We start from the raw sequence: 21,904 nt of genomic DNA, 5'->3' as shown, positions 1-21,904 counted from the left end.
CGTGGCGCAGAAGGGTCGTCGCGGATTCAAACCGCCTTCGAACTACGAGCCGGGGCGCAAACCCGCGCGGGCTGGCAAACGCTGGGCCGGGGGCCGCGATTCGGCTGCCGAAGACGGCAAGCCGACGCGAGGCGCCCGTGGTACCGGCCGCGACAGCGGAGCCGGTCACCCGCGCAGCGCCCACGACGGGAAGCGGCAGGCGGAGGGGCGCCCGGCGCGGCAGGATCGCGCAGATCGCTCCGGCCGCTCAACACCTTCGAATCGTTCTGCCGGTGCTGAGCGCTCGGCTGAGGCTGCCAGGCCGCAGCGATCCGCCGGGGCGGTCCGTTCGCAGCGTCGGCCTGCACCGGCGCGCGCCGAGCAGACGCCGGTCACGGCCCGATCCGCCCCCTCCGAACCTGTCGTGCTGCAGCGCCTCGACGCCCGCATCACCACCGCCGCCGAGGTGCAGGGCGTCGCCTTCAGCGACCTCGGGCTTGGTGCGAACATTGTGCGAGTGCTCAGCGAGCTCGGAGCAGATCAGCCGTTCCCCATCCAAGCCGCGACGATCCCGGACGCGATCGCCGGCCGCGACGTGCTCGGCAGGGCCCGCACCGGATCAGGGAAAACCATCGCCTTCGGTGCCGCGCTCGTCGAACGCCTGCTGCAGTTGAAAGCCGAAGGAGCCTTCGCAGGCGACGCCAAGCCCGCCCGCGACAGGCCCCGGCGAGGTGAGCGCGCCCCGAAGCGGGCGGCACGCAACCCGAAGGCGCTGATCCTCGCCCCCACCCGCGAACTCGCCCTGCAGATCGACCGCACCGTGCAGCCGATCGCGCGCTCCGTCGGATTCTTCACCGCACAGCTCGTGGGCGGCGTGCCACTCGACCCGCAGGTGCACGCGCTCGAACGCGGCGTTGACATCGTGATCGGCACCCCCGGCCGCGTGCGCGACCTCATCAACCGCCGCAAACTCGACCTGCGCGAGGTGCTCGTCTCAGTGATCGACGAGGCCGACCACATGTGCGAACTCGGCTTCCTCGAACCCGTGCAGCGGGTGCTGCGCGACACGGTGCGCGGCGGGCAGCGGCTGCTGTTCTCGGCAACCCTCGACAGCGGAGTCTCCGATCTCGTTGCCGAGTTTCTGCGCAACCCCGCCGTGCACGAGGTGGCGGGTGAGGCCGTCAGCGAAGCCGAGCATCGGGTGCTCGTGGTGCTGCGCGAGCACAAGGATCGCGTGCTTGTCGAACTTGCATCACGTTCGGGCCGCACCATGGTGTTCACCCGCACCCGCGCCTACGCCGAACGACTCGCCGAGCTGTTCGAAGAAGCCGGGCTCCGGGTGACCGCGCTGCACGGCAACCTCAGCCAGGCCCGGCGCGAGCGCAACCTCGAACGCTTCGCCTCGGGCAAAGCCTCAGTGCTCGTGGCGACCGATGTGGCCGCGCGCGGACTCCACATCGACGATGTCGACCTCGTCGTGCAGGCCGATCCGCCCGACGAGTACAAGACCTACCTGCACCGCGCCGGCCGCACCGCCCGCGCGGGCCGAGGCGGGCTCGTGCTCACCGTGATCCCGCGCACGAGGCAGCAGCGCACCCGCGAACTCCTCGAGCAGGCCGAGATCGTGCCAGCATCGTTCGGCGACCACGCACCCGGCGACGACCCGACCGCCGCGTAGACGGGTCGTCGTCGGGCGCGGGGGAGGGGCCTCGGTGAGACGCGGGGGGAGGGGCTTCGGGGCGAAGCGAGAGGTCGGCTGCGGAGCAGGCTGGGGCGAATGCGGTGGAGGTGTTCTCTAGCTTCTTGGGTCTCGATTTGGAGATCTTGCACAATGCGATCCGGGGGCGACTGCGGCCTTGATTGTGGGGAGCGCGGCGCGCGGTTGTCGGTGTCAGTGGTGCCCCCTAGCCTGTGAGCAGGTCAGTGGATCGCCGGCGCGCAGCGCGGCGGATCCGCGCATCACGTCGAAGGAGCATCGATGAGCGACACCAACGCGCAGTCAACCGCACGCATTGACATTGACCGAGTGGGCGACGCCCTGCTCGGCCGCTGGAAGCAAGAACGCCTCGAATCACGCCGTCTCGCGGCCGATCCCCGCCTGCACACCATTCCTGGGCAGTCGATGCCCGAGCACCGCGCCCGCGTGCTCGAACAGCTCGGCATTCTGGTCGAAGAAGGGGCGATCCAGCGCGCCTTCCCCAGCGATCTCGGCGGCGGCGACAACCACGGCGGCAACATCGCCGCGTTCCAAGAACTCGTGCTCGCCGATCCCTCGATGCAGATCAAGAGCGGCGTACAGTGGGGCCTCTTCGGCGCAGCGATCTTGCACCTCGGCACTCGCGAACACCACGAGAAGTGGCTGCCCGACGTGATCAGCCTCGCGCTGCCCGGTGCCTTCGCTATGACCGAGATCGGCCACGGTTCCGATGTTGCCTCGATCGGCACCACCGCCACCTACGATCCCGAGACCGAAGAGTTCGAGATCCACACCCCCTTCACCGGCGCCTGGAAAGATTACCTCGGCAATGCGGCCCTGCACGGCCGCGCCGCTGTGGTGTTCGCGCAGCTCATCACCGGCGGCGTCAACCACGGCGTGCACGCCTTCTTCGTGCCCATCCGCACCCCCGAGGGTGATCTGCTGCCTGGCGTTGGCAGCGAAGACGACGGCGTGAAGGGTGGCCTCAACGGCATCGACAACGGCCGCCTCCACTTCACCCACGTGCGGGTGCCCCGCACCAATCTGCTCAACCGCTACGGCGATGTCGCCCCCGACGGCAGCTACACCTCGCCGATCGAGAGCCCCGGCCGTCGCTTCTTCACCATGATCGGCACCCTCGTGCAAGGTCGCGTATCGCTCGACGGCTCTGCGGTGCGCGCCATGCAGGCCGCGCTCACCATCGCCGTGCGCTACGGCAGTGAGCGGCGCCAGTTCCCGGGCGCCTCAGGGCGTGAGACGGTGCTGCTCGACTACGGCCTGCACCAGCGCCGGCTCATTCCCCGAATTGCGCAGAGCTATGCAATGGCCTTTGCCGACGAGCGCCTGCTCACCATCTTCGACGAGGTGTTCTCGGGTGCGGGCGACACCCCCGAAAACCGAGAAGACCTCGAAACCCTCGCTGCGGCCCTGAAGCCGCTCTCGACCTGGGCGGCGCTCGACACGCTCCAAGAAGCACGCGAAGCATGCGGCGGCGCCGGTTTCATGGCGAAGAATCGGGTGACCGGGCTGCGCGCTGACCTCGATATCTACGTCACCTTCGAAGGCGACAACAACGTGCTGCTGCAGCTCGTGGGCAAGCGACTGCTCACCGACTACGCCGAGCAGTTCAAGGGCGCCGATCGCGCCGCCCTCATCAAGGCGGCGGCGAGCCAGCTGGGCGGCCGGGTGAGCCGCTTCGGCCTGCGCCAGGTGGGCCAGAGCATCGCCGATCTGGGCCAAGTCGCCCGCTCGGTCGAGAGTCTGCGCAGCCCCGAGGCGCAGCGCGAGCTGCTTGCCGATCGCGTGCAGACCATGATCTCGGAGATCGCGCTGGCGCTGCGCGAGGCCACCAAGGACGTGCCGAAGAGCGACAAGCGGGCCAAGGCGATCGCAGCAGAAGACGCCTTCAACACGCAGCAGCACAAGCTCATCTCCGCAGCCCGTGCGCACGCCGAGCTGCTGCAGTGGGAGGCCTTCACCGAGGCGCTCGCTCAGATCGACGACGAGGGGTCGCGCCAGGTGCTCACCTGGCTGCGCGACCTCTTCGGTTTCGGGCTCATCGAGAGCAACGCCGCCTGGTATCTCGTGAACGGTCGCATCTCCGGGCAGCGCGCCGAAGCAGTGACGGCCTACATCGACCGTCTCATCGCTCGGTTGCGGCCGCACGCGCTCGATCTCGTCGCGGCCTTCGGGCTCGGCCCCGAGCTGCTGCGGGCCGAGATCGCCACGGGCATCGAGGCTGAGCGCCAGGAAGAAGCGCACGCCTACGTCGAGGCGCAGCGTGCCGCGGGCACCTGGCCCACCCACGAGAAAGACCTGTACAAGGCGAAGAAGCAGGCGCGGTAGCGGCTGAGGCTCGTTCGGGGCCGGTTCGCGGCGTAGAGTTGCAAGCGCGGCGGATCGGCCCGACGCAGGGGCAGGTGGGGACATGACCTTCAACGACAACGCACGAATCGACACGGGGCGCGTGTCGAAGCGCAGCGGTGCCAAGCGGGGCGGGATGATCGCCGGAGGCGGCGTGGGTATCGCGCTGCTGCTCGCGCTCGGATCCCAGCTGTTTGGTGTGAACCTGCTGCCATTCGCTCCCGTGGTCGAAGAACTCATCGGTGGCAGCTCGCTGTCTGGCGAGCGCTCTGAGGCGCTGCCCGGCTGCGAGACCGGGGCCGACGCGAATGCCGATGCGGAGTGCCGCATGGCGGCCACCGCCGATTCCCTCGACAAGTACTGGGCGGGCGAGGTCGACGGGTACCGGGCACCTGCCGAAGTGGTGCTCTTCGATGCGCAGACGCAGTCGGGCTGCGGCCTTGCCACCGCGGCAACGGGGCCGTTCTACTGCCCGCCAGACGAAAAGATCTACCTCGATGTTGCCTTCTTCGACACTCTGAGCCGCGACTACGGGGCATCCGAAGGATCACTCGCGCAGATGTACGTGCTCGCCCACGAGTGGGGCCACCACATCTCGAACCTCATCGGCACGCTGGAGCAGACCGGCCGCGAATCGGGGCCGGCTTCGGGCTCGGTGCGGCTCGAACTGCAGGCCGACTGCTTTGCCGGTGCCTGGGTGCAGAACGCTTCCACGGTGACCGACAGTGCGGGGGTGCCCTTTCTGAAGCCGGTCACCTCCGAGCAGATCGCCGATGCCATGAGCGCCGCGGCAGCGGTCGGCGACGACCACATCATGGAGTCTGCGGGTGCGCAGGTAAACCCCGAGCGTTTCACGCACGGCACCTCGAAGCAGCGGCAGCGCTGGTTCCAGGAAGGCTACCGCGGCGGGCCCGGTGCTTGCGGCACCTTTGACGTGCCGGCCTCGGATCTCTAGGAGACAGCCACTAGGTCCAGCACCGGTCTCCATATCGGCGCTGACGACGACGATTCGCGTGCCGCTATCGGCGGTGCACTCCGAGGCACGGTTGCGCGCTTGCGCGGCGATTTTCGTGACGGCTGCCGAAGCTGCTGGGGAGTCGCAGCCGAGCAGCGCATCGAGGGGCGGTCAGCGACGCTTGGCGCGTCGCCGAGCCGCCTTCTCGCGCTCGGCCTTCTCCTTCGCGGCGGCGAGCTGAGCACCGCGCGAGTTCGGCTTGAGGCCCTGCTTCGCAGCGGGCTTGGGTTTGCGGGCACGGGCGGGCTGGGCCTTGGCTTCGCTGCTCGGGCCGTCGGCGCCTGGGCGCGAGCTGCGGGCGGTGCGCCCGCGCAAAATGCCGATGAGCTGTTGCACATCGGGGGCATCGCGGTCGCGCTCCCAGCTCGCCCACACCGTGGTGCCGGCGAGCGGTGCGCCCGTGAGGGTGATTACCGCGTGCTCGCGTTTGCGGGCGAGGTGGCGGGCGAGGGGGCGCGGCAGCAGGATCGCGCCGGCGCCGGTCGCTACGAGATCGAGCGCGGCATAGGCATCGGCGGGGCGCCACGCGGGGTCGGCCCACGGTTCTGCTGCGGGCCACTCGGGTGCGTGGTCGGGGTGGTCGAGCAGGCGCACGAGTGCGAGCTCTGCCGGGTCGAGGCCTTCCGACTGCGCGAGCTCGTGGTCGATGGGCACCACGAGTGCGATCGCCTCGGTGTAGAGGCGCAGGGCGTGACGCGAGGGCGCCGATCCTTCGATCCCCTCTGGGTGGGCTCCCGGTGCCGCACGTTCGAGCATTACGTCGACCGCTGCGCCCGGTGTGCGGCCGAAGGCGACCTCGACGGGGTGCAGTTCGAGGGGGCGTCCCACGGCTTCCTGCCAGCGACGTTCCCACTTGCTCGGCGCGATGCCGCGGGCGAAACCGAGGCGCATCGGGGGCTTGTCGGGTGCGGGCCGCGAGTCGCTGCCGGTTTCTGTCTGAGGCGTGTGCGTCACAGGGCGACCTCCGCGTAGATCTCGTGGGTGTAGGGGAGTCGGGCGGCGGAGAGCGCGATGCGGTACTCGTCGGGACGGAACTCCGAAGCGGTCTGGTGAGAGTGGTGGCGTTGCGCGTGGCCGTCGGGCGCGAGGGCGCGCAGTGGTGTGCCTTCAGCGAGGTAGTGGGGCAGTGCTTCTCGTGAGTGCCCCTGCGGGGGTCGGCCGCTCGACGGTACCACCCGCCACCAGGGAACGGCGTGGCCGTAGTGGGCCAGCACGCGGCCGACGGCGCGAGGCGCAGACGAAGCGAGCGCTGTGGCGATGTCGCCGTAGGTCATCACTCGTCCGGCGGGGATGCGCGCGACGACCGCGAGCACTCGCTCGGCGAACTCATCCGACACCATCCCATAAGCATAGGGCGGCGGGCTAATTCGGTGGCTGCGGCGAGAACGGGCGCGTCCGGTCATGTGCCTCACCGAAATATGTGCTCGGGGTTGGGGCGCCCGAATGAAGGCTCGAGCTATCCGAGCGCGGAGACCCCCAGCAGCAAGCCGATCAGGTAGGTCGCGGCCACGGCCACGCCGCCGAACAGCAGCTGCCGTGCCGCGCCAGAGAACGGGTTGCGGTCGGTGAAGCGTGCCGCAGCGTATCCCGCTGCGAGCAGCCCCACCCCGCCGAAGATGAGCCCCCACCAGAGGGTGCCGAAGCCCAGCAGGAAGGGCAGCACCGGGATGATCGCACCCACGCTGAAGGCCACGAATGACGACCCCGCGGCCACCATCGGCGAGGGCCGATCATCGGGGCTCAGCCCCAGCTCGTGCGCCAGGTGCACCTTCAGGGCCTGCTCGGTGTTCGCGTGCACCTGCGTGGCCGCGTCGTGCGCGGTCTGCGGCGACATGCCCAGGTGCTCGAACATCACGGTCAGCTCGGCCTGCTCGCCGACGGGGTTACGGTCGAGGGCATCCCGCTCGGTCTGCACCTCAACGGCGAGCTGCTCGTTCTGCGTGCGCACCGAGGTGTACTCGCCGAGCGCCATCGAGATCGCGCCAGAGATCAGGCCTGAGACGCCAGTGATTGCGATGATGCCCGGGCTCGCACCAGCGGCGGCGATACCCGAGATGAGGCCGATGTTCGATACCAGGCCGTCCATCGCCCCGAACACCGAGGCGCGCAGCCAACCCGACCCTGCTGATGACGAGTGCGTGTGATCGTACTCGTGCGGGTTCGCGATGTTGATGGGCCCGTCGTTCATGATCTCCCCGGTTCGGAGTGTGGTGCCGCGCCGGGTGCGGCGCGCCGGCAGCAACCGTAACAAGTTTCTCGGGCGAGGGAGAAGCCCTGATCCAAGGTCGATTCGGCGAGGGAACGAGTTCGACGGGGCGAACTCGTGCACCGGTGCGGCCTCCCCGGCGCGCGCACCCGGGCGGCACCGGATCACACCGCATCGAGCTCCAGAACCGCCCCCTCCCACCGCGAGCGCAGCCAGCGATCGTGCGTCGCGATCACCAGCCCGGTGCAGGCTTCCGGCGCGGCTGTGAAATCGCGCAGCGCCGTCTCCAGCTCCTCCACGAGCGTGAGCGAGAGGTGATTGGTGGGCTCGTCCAGTAGCAGTACCTCTGGCGGATCGGCGACCAGCGCGGCGAGGGCGAGCCGGCGCCGTTGTCCCACGCTGAGCGCCCCCACCGGGCGGCGCAGGTCTCGCCGAGCCAGCAGACCCGTGTCGGGCAGCGGCACCGCCTCGGCGATCTCGGCGCCGACGGCGTCGCGGTACGCGCGCTCGGCCGGGCGATCCGGATCCGCGAACTCCACCTCCTGCGGCAGGTACCCGACGCGGGCGCGGGGCGCGATCTCGAGCTCGCCGCGGTCGGGAGTGAGACGGCGGGCGAGGATCGCCAGCAGCGTCGACTTGCCCGAGCCGTTCGGGCCAGAGAGCATGAGGCGCCCGCCCGGCGCGAGTTCGAGCGAAGTCGCCCGGAGCCGCCCCGCCAGCGAGAGCCGCTCAGCCCGGATGAGCGACGGCGGAGCGGCCGTGGCTTCCCCGGGTGCGCTCGCGCCGGCCGGAGCGCCCCTGCCGGTGAGCGCGCCCCTGCGACCGGGCTCGAGCGGCCCCGTATCGCGAGGCGCCCCGAACCCCTCGAAGCGCAGCGGGGCAGGCGGCCGCCGCACCCGCTCGCGTTCGAGCGCGTCGAGCCGCACCCGAGCGTTGCGAGCGCGGCGGGCGGTGACCCGTGCGTCTTTATCGGCGTAGAACTTGCGCGTGATCTTCGCCTCCGACTTCGACTCGTGCTTGCGATTGACCTCGCGCGACCCCACCTCGATCTCGTGGACCAGCGCCTCCCGCTCGGCGGTCTCGGCAGCGTACCGCGCCCGCCACCGCTCCATCTCGGCCCCTCGAGCGGCACGCGCCGCCGAATAGCCGACCCCCCACAGTCGCACCCCGAAACCTGCGCCTGGATCATCGGTCGCAGGGTCGGTCGGAAGCGACCCGGGATCGCGGCGTGGGTCCGTTCGGCTGCCCCCGGCTGTCGGTCCCGCTGCATGCTCGGTGTTTGCGTCCTTCGCGTCGGCGAGCACGCGGGCGGGCAACGGCAGCGCGTCGAGATCGAGGATCCGCGTGCTCACGGCGTCCAGCAGCGCACGGTCATGACTCGCCACGATCACGATGCCCGGCCAGTCGATGAGCACCCGTTCGAGGTAGGCCGCCGAGGCATCGTCGAGGTGGTTCGATGGCTCGTCAAGCAGCAGCGTCTGCGGGGCCTCCAGCAGCAGCGCCGCGAGCGAGAGCCGCAGGCGCTGCCCGCCCGACAGCTCCCCGATCGGCCGCTGTTCAGGGATCCCACCCAGGCCGAGCCCCGCGAGCATCTCACCCCGCCGCGCCGCCGCCGACCATGCCTGGGAGCGCTCGGCATCCTCGAGAGCGCGAGCGAAAGCCTCCGCCGTGCCGGGGTCGTTCGGCTGCGCCGCCATGCGCTTGCCGCAGTGCTCCAGCAGGGAGAGAGCGTCGAGCGCACCGCGCTGGGCGTCGTCGAGCACGACAGCAAGGGGTGTCGTATCCGGGTAGGGGAGCTGCTGGGCGAGCAGGCCGACCGAACCGGGCAGTGCGACCGCGCCGGCGTCTGGGTGCAGGGCGGTGCCGCGTCTTGTGGGGCACCCGGCGTCGCGAGCGGCGGCGCGCCCTGCGTTGCGCTCCGCATCGCTCCCGGCGTTGCGAGCGGCGGCGTGGCGCGGATCCGCTGCCGGATCCGCCGATCTCGCATCTGCGCCCGCCGCGGCAATAATGCCGAGCAGCGTCGACTTGCCGGTGCCGTTCTCGCCGATCAGACCGATGCGGTCGCCCGGCCTGGCGGTGAACGAGATGTCGCTGAGCACCCGGCGGTCACCGTAGGCGTGTGAGACGCCGTCGACGATGAGGTGGGTCGGGCCGGATGCGGATCCGATGCCTGCTGCTGCGGGGTCCGCGGCCGCACGGGCCGCGGCGCTGAGATGTGGGGTGGTGTTCGATGCGGGCATGATGGCCGCCTCTCGGAATCTGGTGTTCCGCGGGGCGGCCGAGGTGGGCGTGAAACGGGGTGCCGAGCCCGTGTCGCGAGGCGCGTATGCGGCGGCTCGGAGCACGAGAATCAGGCGTCAACCGCGCGAGGCGGGCCCGAAGTGATCACGCAGCATCCCGTGGCATCGACCCTGGCGCGATCAGCGCGGCGGAACCGGAACGGGGATTTGAGGCTGCGTTAGTTCTTCACGCCCACGAGTGTACGCCAGACCCGGGCCCCCAGCGCAAGTGCGACTTCCCGCCCGCTCGCCCGCCCGCCTTCGCTCTCCGCCTCCGCCCAGTGCACGCAAACGCACCGATCGAGCTGTATGCACCTCGATCCGAGCGGATCTGGTGCGTGAACCTGGATCGGTGCGCGGGCGGTGGGCGGGTAGCGGCTGGCGGGGTAGCGGTTGGCAGGCAGGCAGTGGGGGCAGCGGCGGGCGGGCAGCTGACTTGTGGGCGGCGTACTCTGGAGACCCGGAGACAGGAGAGCAGCATGACGATGGATACCAGCGGACGGATCGTGGCAACGACGCGGGGTGCGGATCTCTCGCTCGTGCGTTCCCTCGCCCTGCCGCCGGAGGAGACGTGGGCGTACCTCACCGAATCGGAGCTCACCGAGCAGTGGTTCGGGCCGTGGGAAGGCGACGGGCGAGCCGGCGGTGCGGTGCGGGTGCGGATGCGCTTCGAGGATCACGAGCCGGCGATCAGCATCCGCATCATCGCGTGCGATGCCTTCGAGCGCCTGGTGCTCAAAGCCGAGGATGAGGTTGGCGGGTGGCATCTGGAACTGCTCGTGGAGCGCGACGGCGACGACTCGCTGCTCACCCTCGTGCACCACCTCGACAGTGTCGATGAGGTCGGCGAGATCGGCCCGGGTTGGGAGTACTACCTCGATCTGCTCGTCGCCGCCACGGAGGGCACCGAACGCCCCAGCTTCGACAGCTACTACCCGTCGATGCGCGAGGCATACCTCGACATGCGCCCGTAGCGGGCCCCGCGGCTAGGCCCCGCGATCCGCCCCGCCCTCCCGAAGCGGGCACCGCCAGAGAACCTGCGCGGGCGCGGGCGCGGCGGTCAAACCTGGGTGGATCAGGCGAGCGACCGGCTCAGGCACAGCAGCGGGTAAAGGCGAATTTCGCGCCCCGAACCTGCTCAGATCCCGCGAAATCCGCCACTCGGCACTACGGCCTCAGCTCACGCCGCGTCGCCCACCACCGGTCCCTCCGTGTTGGGCTTCCAGCCGAGCGCGGGGGCGACGTGCTCGGCGAAGGCCTGCAGCACGTGCAGGTTGTATTCGGGGCCGAGCTGGTTGGGGATGGTGAGCATGAGGGTGTCGGCCGCCATCACCGCTTCGTCGGCACGCAGCTGGTCGATGAGGCGGTCGGGGGTGTCGGCGTAGGTCTTGCCGAACGTCGAGCGCAGGCCGTCGATGATCCCCACCTGGTCTTGCCCGTCGCGGCCGCGCGCACCGAAAAACATTTCGTCTTGCTCGCTCACGAGCGGGAACACGCTTCGGCTCACCGAGACGCGCGGTGCGCCCGTGTGCCCGGCCTCACGGTAGGCGTCGCGGAACCGTTCGATTTGCTCGCGCTGCAACTCGTGGAACGGCTGGCCAGTCGCCTCGGTGAGCAGGGTGGAGCTCATCAGGTTGAGGCCTTGCCGGCCCACCCATTCGGCGGTGTCGCGTGAGCCGGCGCCCCACCAGATGCGGTCGCGCAGCCCGGGTGAGCGCGGTTCGATGGCGAGGCGGCCGGGAGGCGCCATTTGCGGATCGCTGTCGACGAGCGCTTCCCCGTCGATCGCCTGGATGAAGCGATCGAATTTGTCGCGTGCCAGGTCGGCTCCGCGCGGATCCGCCGAGCCCGTGTAGCCGAAGGCCTCGTAGCCGCGCAGCGCGGTCTCGGGGGATCCCCGACTCACGCCTAGCGCGATCCGCCCGTCGGCGATGAGATCGAGCGCGGCCGCCTCCTCGGCGAGATACAGCGGGTTCTCGTAGCGCATGTCGATCACACCGGTGCCCACCTCGATGCGCTTCGTGCGGGCCGCCATCGCGGTGAGCAGCGGCATCGGCGATGCCGCCTGCCTCGCGAAGTGGTGCACGCGCACATAAGCGCCGTTCACGCCGATCTCGTCGGCGCCCTCCGCCAGCTCGATCGTCTGCCGCAGCATGTCGCCCGCGGTGCGCACGCGCGACCCCGGTACCGGCCCGTAGTGCCCGAAGGACAGGAATCCGAAAGCTCTCATGGGTGATGCAACGTGCGCATCGCCGCACTATTCCCCACTGCGCTGCAGGCTGGCGAACGGTACCCGGGGACCATGCAGGCGGTACTGCGGGGCGATCCCCGATCCGCCACCTCAACCGTAGCTTCGTGAGTATGGAGATTCACTCGAGCGATATGGGATTGGTGGCGCGTGTCGCCCACCTTGGCAAGCACTACGGAACGGGGCCGCAGCGGGTCACCGCCCTCGACGACGTTTCGATCGGGATTCGGCGCGGCCAGTTCACCGCGATCATGGGGCCTTCTGGATCGGGCAAGTCGACCCTCATGCACGTGATGGCGGGCCTTGACACCCCCAGCGAAGGGCGGGTTTGGTTGGGTGATGACGAGATCACCCACCTTGGTGATGCGGCGCTCACGAAGCTGCGCAGGCGCCGTATCGGCTTCGTGTTCCAGTCGTTCAACCTGGTGCCCACCCTCGATGTGATGGGCAATCTGCGGCTGCCGTTCGAGCTCGATGGGCGCCGCCCCAACCCCGAGGAGCAGCACCGCATCGGGGCACTCGTCGAATCGCTCGGCCTCGCGAACCGCCTGAAGCATCGCCCGCACGAGCTGTCGGGCGGCCAGCAGCAGCGGGTTGCGATCGCGCGCGCTCTGGCCACGCAACCCGATGTGATCTTCGCAGACGAGCCGACGGGTGCGCTTGACTCCCGCACCGGGCGTGAAGTGCTCGGCCTGCTGCGATCCGCCACCCGCACCGGCGGCCAGACCATCGCGATGGTCACCCATGATCCTGGTGCGGCGAGCCACGCCGACCGCATCTTGTTCCTCGCAGACGGCCGCATTGTCTCGGATCGCGAGGCGATGACCGCGGAGGAAATCTCCGAGACGATGCTGAACCTTGAATCGGTCGCTGCCGGGGCCGCCGCGTGATCGCCATGCTGCGCGAGCACGCCTCCACGCTGATCGTGTCGGCGCTGTCGGCGCTGTTCGCGGTGACATTGATCCTGTTCACGGGCATCCTCACTGCCGCGATCGACCCCGCCGTCATTGAAGAGAGCGGCACCTTCCGTGCCGTGCTGATGATGGTCGCGCTCATCTTCATTGTGATCGCGCTCTATGTGGGCGCGATCGTCACCGCCAACACCTTCTCGACCATCATTGCGGGCCGCACGCGCACCATCGCGCTGCTGCGTCTGGTCGGGGCGAGCTCGGCGCGCGTGCGGTCGCGGGTTGCGGGGGAGGGGCTCGTCGCGGGTCTCCTCGGCGGGGTCGCGGGGTTCGGGATCGCCGTGGCGCTGTGTGCGGCAGTCACCGTGTGGGGGCCGCAGCTCGGTTGGCTCCCCGAAGGTCGCGACTACCCGCTGTTCGATCCACTTGCCCTGGTGGCGGTGGGGATCGTGGCGCTTACGACGTGGGCGGCTGCGTGGACGGGATCGCGGCGCGTCGGCCGCGTTTCGCCGATCGCGGCGACGGGTGCCGCCGTCGAGCTGCCCGCCGAGCAGTCGCGCCGCCGCCCCGCCCGCACGGTGTGGGCGACGATTCTGCTCGTCTCGGGTGCCGCACTGCTCGCAATCGGGATCGTGCTCGGCCTCGCGACGCCGCTCGCGCTACTGATTTCGTTCGTTGGCGGCATCCTCTCGTTCACGGGGATCGCGCTCGGGGCGCATCTCATCATGCCGCCGCTGCTGCGGCTCTCTGGGCGTGCGTTCGGGCGTGGGCCGTCGGGGCGGTTGGCGGTGGCGAACGCTGGGCGCTTTCCGGAGCGCAGTGCGCGCTCCACAATCGGGCTGGTGATTGGGGTCACCCTCGTCACGATGTTCGCGGTGGCGCTCGCGAGCTACGAGACAATGACGCTGCAGGCTTTCGCACATTCCCCTGCGCTCAGGGCCGGCCTCAGCGAGACGCTCGCGGTCACCACCGCAGTGTTCACCGGCCTGGTCGGCTTCTCGGCGGTGATCGCCGCGGTCGGCCTCGTGAATACCCTCTCGCTGAGCGTGCTGCAGCGCACCCGCGAGCTCGGCCTGCTGCGGGTGCTCGGCTTCACAGGGGCGCAGGTGCGCCGCATGGTGCTCGTGGAGAGCGCGCAGATGACGCTCACCGCCCTCGGCTTCGGGCTGCTGCTCGGGGTGTTCTACGGGTGGGCCGCAGCGCAATCCCTGCTCGGGTCGCAGGCCGGGCTCATGGTGCCCACGGTGCCGTGGCCCATCATCGGCGGGGTCGCAGTGTTCGGCCTGGTGCTGGCGCTCGTCGCCGCTGCGGCGCCGGCGCGGCGCGCGATCAGGGTCTCTCCTGTGGCCGCACTCGCGGCGCAGTGATGGCACGGCTGGGAGCGAACGCCCCGCGGGAATGTCAGAGGGCGCGAGTAGGCTGAAGCCATGACCGTTGTGATTGATCCTGCCTTCGATCCTGTCCCTTCTCTCGCACACGCCACAAGCGTGAGCGTTTCTTCGCAGCCGCCTGCCAACCCCGGTGCGCTGGCGGTGTTCGTGTCTGCCGAGGGCGAGCTGCCCGATGGCATCGCCGAGATCGGCCGTGACGCGCTCGCCGCAGCCGGTTTCACCGCCGGTGAGAACCAGACTCTGCTGCTGCCCGGCACTCCGCTGCGGGTGCTCGTGGGCACCGGCAAGGCAGGCATCGACAGCGATGCGCGCCTGCGCGACGCTGTCGCCGCATTCACGCGTGCTGCGCGGGAAGAATCGCGGATCGCGGTAGACCTGACCGGGCTGCTGGCCACGGGCGAGTGGGACGCCGAGGTGGCCGTGCAGGCCGCGATCGAGGGCGCAGTGCTTGCGCGCTACCGCTATGAGGCACTGAAGAGCGACCCTAAAACCGTCGCCCTCGAAGAGCTCATGTTGCAGATCGGCGAAGAGCATGCTGCAGATGCCGAGTACGGTGTAGAGCGCGGCCTCGTGCTCGCCCGCACCGCGGCCATCTCGCGCGATCTCGCGAACACTCCGCCCCGCCACCTCAGCGCTGTCAAATTCGCTGAGGTTATCGAACGACTTGCGCCCGACTTCGGGCTTGAGGTCGAGGTGTTCGACCGTGAGGCGCTGATGCAGCTCGGCGCGGGCGGCCTGCTCGGCGTCAACGCCGGCAGTATCGAAGAGCCCCGCATGATCAAGGTCTCGTACCGCCCCGAGGGCACCGCGCTCGCAGATGCCGAGGCGTACCTCGCTCTCATCGGCAAGGGCATCATGTACGACTCGGGCGGCATCAGCCTGAAGCCGTCGAATGCGATGCACGCGGCCATGAAGTTCGACATGATGGGTGCGGCCGCGGTGTTCGCGTCGATGACGGCTCTGCGCGATCTCGGGGCAACGACCGCGGTCACCGGTTGGCTCATGTGCACCGACAACATGCCCTCGGGTAGCGCCACCAAGCTGGGTGACGTGCTCACGATCCGCGGCGGCAAGACCGTCGAGGTGAAAAACACCGACGCCGAGGGGCGTCTCGTGATGGCCGATGGCCTGGTGCTCGCCACCGAAGAGCAGCGCCGACCTGACGCGATCGTCGATATCGCCACGCTCACCGGCGCGGCGATGATGGCGCTCGGCACGCGCACCGCCGCAATGCTCGCCAACAACGATTCGGTCGCCGAGCAGCTGCAGGCAGCGGCTGACGCCACCGACGAGAACATCTGGCGCTTCCCGCTGGATCACCGCTACCGCGATCAGCTGAAGTCGAACGTGGCAGATCTCTCCAATATCGGCGGCCAGTACGCCGGTGTGATCCTCGCGGCACTGTTCCTCAACGAGTTCGTCGATGGTCTGCCCTGGGGGCACCTCGACATCGCCGGCACGATGCAGGCCGAGAGCGACGAGCTGTGGCGCTCGGTCGGTTCGACAGGGTTCGGCGCGCGTCTCCTCGCTGAGTTCGCAACTGCGTTCGAGGCACCCGCGGATGAGACCGATACCGCTGAGACGGTTGCCGACCATGAGTGATGCGGTCTCCCCGGCGTCCCGCCGCGCCAGGCGCGGCGGCCGCTCCGCTCGTGCGCCGCAGCACCTGCTGAAAGATCGCGACGCCTACATCGACTTCCTCTCGGAGTTCATCGCCGAGGCGCCGTCGTCGTACCACGCGGCGGTTGCCCTTGAGAAGGCGCTCGACGCGGCCGACTTCGTCGCCCACGACGAGACCGAGGCGTGGCAGCCGATCACCGACGGCTCGCGGGGCTTCGTGCGCCGCGACGGTGCGCTGATCGCCTGGCGTGCAGGCAAGAAGGTTGCGCCAGACAGCCCTGTGCGAGTGCTGGGCTGCCACACTGATTCGCCCGGTTTCGCAGTCAAGCCGCAGCCCGATTTTTCGGCGCACGGCTGGAGCCAGGTTGGCGTCGAGGTGTACGGCGGCCCGCTGCTCAACTCGTGGCTCGACCGCGATCTTGAGTTCGCCGGGCGTGTTGTCACCCGTGACGGGGTCGAGTATCTCGTGCGCACTGGCGCTGTGGCCCGCATCCCGCAGCTCGCGATCCACCTCGACCGTGAGGTGAACTCTGGCCTCACCCTCGACAGGCAGCGTCACACCCAGCCGGTGATCGGGCTTATGCCCGCTGCTGGAGATGCCTCCGCCGCCCCGTCGGTGCTCGGCTTGCTCGCCGATGCCGCAGGCGTCACCACCGATGAGATCGCCGGCACCGACGTTCGCTTGCACGATACGCAGCCGCCCGCGCGCATCGGCGTGCACGGCGAGCTTTACGCTTCGCCGAGGCTCGACAATCTCAGCTCGACTGTTGCGGGTCTCGCGGCGCTGCTCGCCAGCGAGCCGGCCCCCGGCACGATTGCTGTGCTTGCCGCCTTCGATCACGAGGAGCTCGGTTCGGAGACCCGCTCAGGTGCGTGTGGGCCGTTCCTTGAAGAGGTGCTGGGCCGTCTCCGGGCTGGTCTCAAAGCCTCTGTGGAAGATTCCGCGCGTGCGCTGGCCCGCTCATGGTGCCTCTCGGCCGATGCGGGGCACTCGGTGCACCCCAACTATCCCGAGCGGCACGACCCGCGGGTGCAGCCGCTCGCGGGCCGGGGGCCGATGCTGAAGGTGAACGCCAACCAGCGCTACGCCAGCGACGCGCACGGTGCGGCGCTGTGGCAGCGAGTGTGCGATGCCGCCGAGGTACAGACTCAGGAGTTCGTGTCGAACAACACTTCCCCCTGCGGATCTACGATCGGCCCGCTCACCGCAACGCGCCTCGGTATTCGCACTGTCGATGTCGGTGTGCCGCTGCTATCGATGCACTCGGCGCGCGAACTTGCCCACGTCGATGACCTCCACGGCCTTGCGCGCGCCACGGGCGCCTTTTTCTCGGGCCTGTCTTAAACGGTGTCCCGTTCGCTAGGATCGTGCCATGAGTGAGATGCAGCAGACGGGACACACCGGAGTCGCCCTCTCGCACAACGCGCTGACGCCGAGCGTGCAGCGTATCGGGGAGCGCGACATCGAGATCACCTACCTAGGAACGAATGCGCTCGGGCAACCGACGTGGATCATGTGGAACGCGAGCGAGCCCTATCTGATCGGGATGCTGTCCCGCGGCAAGATGGGCTACCACTTCGAGCAGCGCACCAGCTCGGGCGTCATGCTGCACGAAAACATCTCGCTGAATCGGGTACAGCGGGCGCTCGGCGGCTGAGGCCCTGCCTCGCGACACGCCAGGGATGCACGTTTCTTGGCCCCCGATTTGCGCTCCATTGGATAAGCCGCATATGATCATATCTCGGTAGCCAGCGAGTTAGAAATAAATCGCAACGGCCCCATCGTTTAGCGGCCTAGGACACCGCCCTTTCACGGCGGCAGCACGGGTTCGAATCCCGTTGGGGTCACCGTTTACCGAATACAATTGAATACATCATGGCCCTGTGGCGCAGTTGGTTAGCGCGCCGCCCTGTCACGGCGGAGGTCGCGGGTTCAAGTCCCGTCAGGGTCGCCAGACGAAGAACCCTTCTCCGGAAGGGTTTCTTCGTCTCTGGCGGTCGCCATGAAAGTGATTGCCCGGCTCTGTAGCTCAGTTGGTAGAGCGTTCGACTGAAAATCGAAAGGTCACCGGATCGATGCCGGTCGGAGCCACGTAACGGCTATTACACCGTTGCTGAACCCTCGCAAGGCTTCTACTTGCGGGGGTTCTTTTATGTTTTCTCTCCAGTTTTCCCGGCTGGTGGCTCCCTGCGCGGCAGTTTCGGCTCCGGTGACTCAAGAACAATCTTGGATAGTGGCCAACTTCGGGCTATTCTTGCATGCGGTATTTCTTTCTCCGTTGAGTGGCTATGGCAGCCTCTATAGAATCCGGGTCCACACATGCAACCTCCTGCTTCTCGCCGTTTTCGTCGATGGTCATTCTTGCTCGCAGCCCTGCTCGGCCTGCTGTCCTTCAACCTCGTTCCGGCAGCCGCTTCAGCGGCCCCAGGTTTCGAGAATGTGAACGCCCCTGTGGTGAGCGGATCCGGCGTCATCGGCACCGACTTCACCGCGTCTCTCGATCTCACCGGCACGACTCCGGTGCCGACGAGCGTGACATACTCCTGGCACCGCGTGGATACCGGAGCGCAGTTGCAGTCCGGCCCGAGCGCGACGCTTCCTGCGAGCAGTAGCCTGGAAGGCACAGGTGTCTATGTGATCGCGCAGCTGGATGCTCCGGGGACGCCGAGCTACGTGACCTTGAACTCTCCGTTTTCGAACACTGTCCACAAGGGTGGGTTCGAGAACGTGAACACCCCGTTGGTGAGCGGGTCGGGTGTGATCGGCACTGACTTCACGGCCTCCCTCGATCTCACGGGCACGTCTCCGGTGCCGGCCACGGTGACGTACGCGTGGTATCGCGCGGATACGCATGCGCTGTTGCAGTCCGGCACCGCGACCACCCTCGCCGCGAGCAGCAGCCTGGAGGGCACCGGCGTCTATGTGATCGCGACGCTTGAAGCGCCAAATACGCACAACTACGTGACGCTCAACTCTCCGTTTTCGAACACTGTCCATGAGGGTGGGTTTGAGAACGTGAACACCCCGGTGGTGAGCGGGTCCGGTGTGATCGGCACCAACTTCACCGCCTCCCTCGATCTCACGGGCACGACTCCGGTGCCGGCCACGGTGACGTACGCGTGGTATCGCGCGGATACGCATGCGCTGTTGCAGTCCGGCACCGCGACCACCCTCGCCGCGAGCAGCAGCCTGGAGGGCACCGGCGTCTATGTGATCGCCACGCTCGAAGCGCCAAATACGCAGAACTATGTGACCCCGAACTCTCCGTTCTCGAACACCGTGCACAAAGGCGGGTTCACGCCTGGCGATGCGCCGACCCTGCACGGTCTTCACAGTCTCTTCGGCCAATTGACCGCAGACATCGACACGACGACGTGGGCGCCTACGCCAACCTCGGTGAGCTGGGCTTGGTATCTCTCTGACGGCACCCCGATTGCGGGTGCGGATCAGGCGAGCCTCGCCATGACGGCGGACCTCGTCGGGAAATCTGTCTATGCTGTCGCCACCCTCCGCGCGGCCAACACTGTCGACTACGTCATTGCCACGCCGCCGAGCGGCCGAATTGCCGCACCCACGCTGTCGGTCTCGGGTGTGAAGAGCGTGACTGCGGGATCGTCGGTTCCCTTCAAAGCCTGGGGCCTGCTCTTCGATACCGAGTACACCTTCGAGTTGCACTCGCAGCCGATCGCGCTCGGTGCGCGCACATCGAGCGCAGCAGGCACGCTCGATACGACGTTTGCGATTCCCGCGAGCGTGCCCAGCGGCACGCACCGTCTCGTGATGCTCCTGAACGGTCAGGAAGTCGGTTCGGTCAAGATCGAGGTTGTGCGTGAGACGGGGCAGCAATCCGAGCCCGCACTCGCTCGCACCGGTGCCGACGAGACGGTGCTCCCCGCACTTGGTGTGGTGTCGCTCATGGCCGTCGGGGGTGTCCTGGTGCTCTCCCGGTCACGTCGTCGCGCGAACACCGCAGCGTAGCTGCTCAGAGCTTCGGGGAGGGGTGGCACCTGCCGCCCCTCCCCGAACTCTTTCTGAGGCCAGGATGCGGCCTGTGATCGCAGGCGTTCTGGTCGGTGGTTGACCGCCCTTCCTCCGCACAGTCGTGCCTGGCCGGCGCGTGATGCCGGCTCGGTCGCAGTCAGCCTAGCCGACGCGCGGTACGTTCAGATCGGGGGCCGACGGCGCGCAGCGCTCCGAGGATCGCGATGAGATCCACAAGCTCCTGCAGCCAAGCTCCGAGGATGGCGGGCAGGAAGCCGAAGGCGGCGATGAGCATGAGCCCGATGCTGATGATGATGCCCAACCAGATGCTCTGCAGTGCGATCCTCACCGTGTCCTTCCCGATCATCACCGCGCGCGGCAGCGATGCGAGGGTGTCATATCGGTTCACGACGTCTGCGGATTCGCTGGCGGCGGTGGCTCCGCGCGCGCCCATCGCGAAGCCGATGTCTGCCGCGGCGAGCACGGGCGCATCGTTGAGGCCATCGCCGACCATGATCAGCGGTCGCGGTTGCACCTCCTGCACGATCCGCACCTTGTCACTTGGCCGGCACTCGGCATGCACTTCGTCGATGCCGAGGCGTTCGGCGATCGGGTTCGCGGTGGCGGCGACATCTCCGGTCACCATGAGTGTGCGCGAGACTCCGAGGGCGTCGAGTTCGCTCAGAGCCTGAGCAGCCTCCTGCCGCACCTGGTCGCGCATGACGATCGCGCCAGCGAAGCGGTCGTCGGCAGCCACATAGATCGCGAGCTCGCCGGGAGCCAGCTCCGCACGGCTCAGGTCTGCCGCGTGCTCGCCAATCCATGCAGGCTTGCCGACACGCACGACCACCGGGTCGGTGGCGTGGGGCAGCCGAAGGGTTGCGGCCACCCCGTGTGTTGCGATCTCTTCGGCCCTCTCCGCATCGAGGAGGCGCAGCTCACGGTGTTTTGCTACGTCGATCACAGACCCTGCGAGCACATGCGATGAGTAGACCTCTGCGGATGCGGCAAGCCGGAGCAGTTCGTCTGCGTCGAAGCCGGCTGCGGGTAGCAGACGTTCCAGCGCGGGCTTTCCCTTGGTGATGGTGCCGGTCTTGTCGAATGCTGCGGAGCGCGCGCGTGAGAGCTGTTCGAGAGTCCCTCCGCCCTTCACGATCAAGCCGAACCTCGCGGCACGGCTCATGCCTCCGAGGAAGGCGACTGGGGCGGCGATCAGCAGCGGGCATGGCGTTGCCACGACCAGCACCTCGGCGAACCTGACGGCATCGCCGCTCAGTGCCCAGGCGGCACCGGCGATGATCAACGCGAGCAGCGTGAAGGGCAGCGCATATCGGTCGGCCAGTCGCACGACTGAGGCTTTGCTCTTCGTGGCCTGTTCAACGAGCCGAACGATCTGCTGGTACTCGCTATCGGAGGCGAGCGCTGTTGCCCGCATCGTCACGGCGGCCTGGCCGTTCACGGCACCGCTCGCGACACGTTCGCCGGCAGTGCGTTCGACGGGGAGGCTTTCGCCCGTCAAAGAAGACTCGTCGAAGACGGCGTGCTCAGAAACGAGGATGGCGTCCACGGGCACCAGCGCACCGGGCCGCACGAGCAGCAGTTCACCGACTGCGATCTCGTCTACGGGCACGTCTTCTGTGACGGCGTTCTCAGGAGCGTTCTGGGCGTGTTCGACAATGCGGGTGGCCAGCTGCGGTGCTTTGCGCAGGAGTGCGGTCAGTTCGCGCTTGGAGCGGTGCTCGGCGTAGTCTTCGAGCGCTGCGCCGCCGGTGAGCATCAACACCACGATGAGTGCTGCCCACACCTCTCCGACGGCGACTGCTGCGGTGATCGCTGTGACGGCGAGAATGTCCAGTCCGGCGTGCCCGCGGAGCAGTTGGCGGATCATGTCGATGGCCGACCATGCGGCGATCCCTAGAGCGTATGCGCCCACAATCCAGGGTGCGATCCTGGCGGCGGGCGTGGCGAGCATGATCAGCCCGACCGCTGCGACGAGGAGCGTGCCGAATACGAGCGGATAGGACCTGAGGAGGTTCGCGATACGACTCACCTGTACATCATCTCAGCTGGGTGGATCGCGCGTGCAGGTTTCTCAATGCGATGCCATATCGACGAGAGCGCGCCTGAACACGCACACCGCCGCCCTGCTGAGCGTGTGCTCGTGCAGGACGGCGGATCGCAGGCGTGTGCGGCACCGGCCCATCACCGGCCGGTGC

16 protein-coding genes and 3 tRNA genes are annotated in these 21,904 nt (G+C 68.4%); 13 read left to right on the top strand and 6 right to left on the bottom strand.

All coding sequences use genetic code 11. The features are described 5' to 3' along the window. Window position 1: 1 nt before the first annotated feature. The 3 genes from WFI54_RS06965 (at window position 2) to ypfJ (ending at window position 4,994) form a co-directional block, all read left to right on the top strand. Entirely contained in the window at window positions 2-1,657 is a 1,656-nt protein-coding gene (locus WFI54_RS06965) for a DEAD/DEAH box helicase (RefSeq protein ID WP_336652063.1), read from the top strand. A gap of 300 nt (window positions 1,658-1,957) precedes the next feature. Continuing rightward, a complete protein-coding gene (locus tag WFI54_RS06960; RefSeq protein ID WP_336652062.1) occupies window positions 1,958-4,021 on the top strand; it encodes an acyl-CoA dehydrogenase family protein in 2,064 nt (687 codons plus the stop codon). A gap of 82 nt (window positions 4,022-4,103) precedes the next feature. Then, complete coding sequence (ypfJ, locus tag WFI54_RS06955; protein WP_336652061.1) at window positions 4,104-4,994, top strand: KPN_02809 family neutral zinc metallopeptidase; 891 nt, start codon at window positions 4,104-4,106, stop codon at window positions 4,992-4,994. 171 nt (window positions 4,995-5,165) lie between these two features. Here the strand turns inward: ypfJ and WFI54_RS06950 are convergent, their stop codons facing one another. The 4 genes from WFI54_RS06950 to WFI54_RS06935 form a co-directional block, all read right to left on the bottom strand. Beyond that, complete coding sequence (locus WFI54_RS06950) at window positions 5,166-6,008, bottom strand: LysR substrate-binding domain-containing protein (RefSeq protein ID WP_336652060.1); 843 nt, start codon at window positions 6,006-6,008, stop codon at window positions 5,166-5,168. After that, window positions 6,005-6,394 carry an MGMT family protein gene (locus WFI54_RS06945; protein WP_336652059.1) on the bottom strand — a complete coding sequence of 130 codons (390 nt, stop codon included), beginning with the start codon at window positions 6,392-6,394 and terminating at the stop codon, window positions 6,005-6,007. The genes WFI54_RS06950 and WFI54_RS06945 overlap by 4 nt, the downstream gene beginning before the upstream one ends. Before the next feature lie 116 nt (window positions 6,395-6,510). Next, window positions 6,511-7,242, bottom strand: a complete 732-nt coding sequence (locus tag WFI54_RS06940; RefSeq protein WP_336652058.1) for a VIT1/CCC1 transporter family protein — start codon at window positions 7,240-7,242, stop codon at window positions 6,511-6,513. A 182-nt stretch (window positions 7,243-7,424) separates the two neighbouring features. Beyond that, window positions 7,425-9,500, bottom strand: coding sequence for an ATP-binding cassette domain-containing protein (locus WFI54_RS06935; RefSeq protein WP_336652057.1), 2,076 nt, complete (start codon window positions 9,498-9,500; stop codon window positions 7,425-7,427). 518 nt (window positions 9,501-10,018) lie between these two features. On the opposite strand from WFI54_RS06935, the gene WFI54_RS06930 reads away from it, so the two are divergent. Further along, window positions 10,019-10,513: an SRPBCC family protein gene (locus tag WFI54_RS06930; RefSeq protein ID WP_336652056.1), complete on the top strand. Its 495-nt coding sequence runs from the start codon at window positions 10,019-10,021 to the stop codon at window positions 10,511-10,513. A gap of 206 nt (window positions 10,514-10,719) precedes the next feature. Here the strand turns inward: WFI54_RS06930 and WFI54_RS06925 are convergent, their stop codons facing one another. After that, window positions 10,720-11,769, bottom strand: a complete 1,050-nt coding sequence (locus tag WFI54_RS06925) for an LLM class flavin-dependent oxidoreductase (protein WP_336652055.1) — start codon at window positions 11,767-11,769, stop codon at window positions 10,720-10,722. Between the two features lie 131 nt (window positions 11,770-11,900). On the opposite strand from WFI54_RS06925, the gene WFI54_RS06920 reads away from it, so the two are divergent. The 9 genes from WFI54_RS06920 (at window position 11,901) to WFI54_RS06880 (ending at window position 19,685) form a co-directional block, all read left to right on the top strand. Then, window positions 11,901-12,677 (top strand): ABC transporter ATP-binding protein, encoded by a 777-nt coding sequence (locus tag WFI54_RS06920; RefSeq protein ID WP_336652054.1) that lies wholly within the window; start codon window positions 11,901-11,903, stop codon window positions 12,675-12,677. A gap of 5 nt (window positions 12,678-12,682) precedes the next feature. After that, window positions 12,683-14,062, top strand: coding sequence for an ABC transporter permease (locus tag WFI54_RS06915; RefSeq protein WP_336652205.1), 1,380 nt, complete (start codon window positions 12,683-12,685; stop codon window positions 14,060-14,062). A 60-nt stretch (window positions 14,063-14,122) separates the two neighbouring features. Then, complete coding sequence (locus tag WFI54_RS06910; RefSeq protein ID WP_336652053.1) at window positions 14,123-15,688, top strand: leucyl aminopeptidase family protein; 1,566 nt, start codon at window positions 14,123-14,125, stop codon at window positions 15,686-15,688. Then, on the top strand, window positions 15,681-17,051 hold the full coding sequence (locus tag WFI54_RS06905; RefSeq protein WP_336652052.1) for a M18 family aminopeptidase: 1,371 nt from the start codon (window positions 15,681-15,683) through the stop codon (window positions 17,049-17,051). Before WFI54_RS06910 ends, WFI54_RS06905 begins: the two co-directional genes overlap by 8 nt. 28 nt (window positions 17,052-17,079) lie before the next feature. Further along, window positions 17,080-17,364, top strand: a complete 285-nt coding sequence (locus WFI54_RS06900; RefSeq protein WP_336652051.1) for a hypothetical protein — start codon at window positions 17,080-17,082, stop codon at window positions 17,362-17,364. A gap of 117 nt (window positions 17,365-17,481) precedes the next feature. Further along, window positions 17,482-17,554: transfer RNA gene (locus tag WFI54_RS06895), tRNA-Glu, on the top strand. Between the two features lie 30 nt (window positions 17,555-17,584). After that, a tRNA-Asp gene (locus tag WFI54_RS06890) sits at window positions 17,585-17,661 on the top strand. Window positions 17,662-17,725: 64 nt separating this feature from the next. After that, window positions 17,726-17,798, top strand: a tRNA-Phe gene (locus WFI54_RS06885). Between the two features lie 228 nt (window positions 17,799-18,026). Beyond that, window positions 18,027-19,685: a hypothetical protein gene (locus tag WFI54_RS06880; protein WP_336652050.1), complete on the top strand. Its 1,659-nt coding sequence runs from the start codon at window positions 18,027-18,029 to the stop codon at window positions 19,683-19,685. A 160-nt stretch (window positions 19,686-19,845) separates the two neighbouring features. Here WFI54_RS06880 and WFI54_RS06875 read toward each other — a convergent pair whose 3' ends face one another. Beyond that, entirely contained in the window at window positions 19,846-21,738 is a 1,893-nt protein-coding gene (locus WFI54_RS06875; RefSeq protein WP_336652049.1) for a heavy metal translocating P-type ATPase, read from the bottom strand. Window positions 21,739-21,904: the final 166 nt, after the last annotated feature.

Origin of the sequence: Leucobacter sp. MMO-125, assembly GCF_037148395.1 — a bacterium.
Taxonomy (GTDB): Bacteria; Actinomycetota; Actinomycetes; order Actinomycetales; family Microbacteriaceae; genus Leucobacter.
The sequence above is the reverse complement of the archived record's forward strand: the minus strand, read 5'-3'. Positions and strand labels throughout refer to the sequence as shown.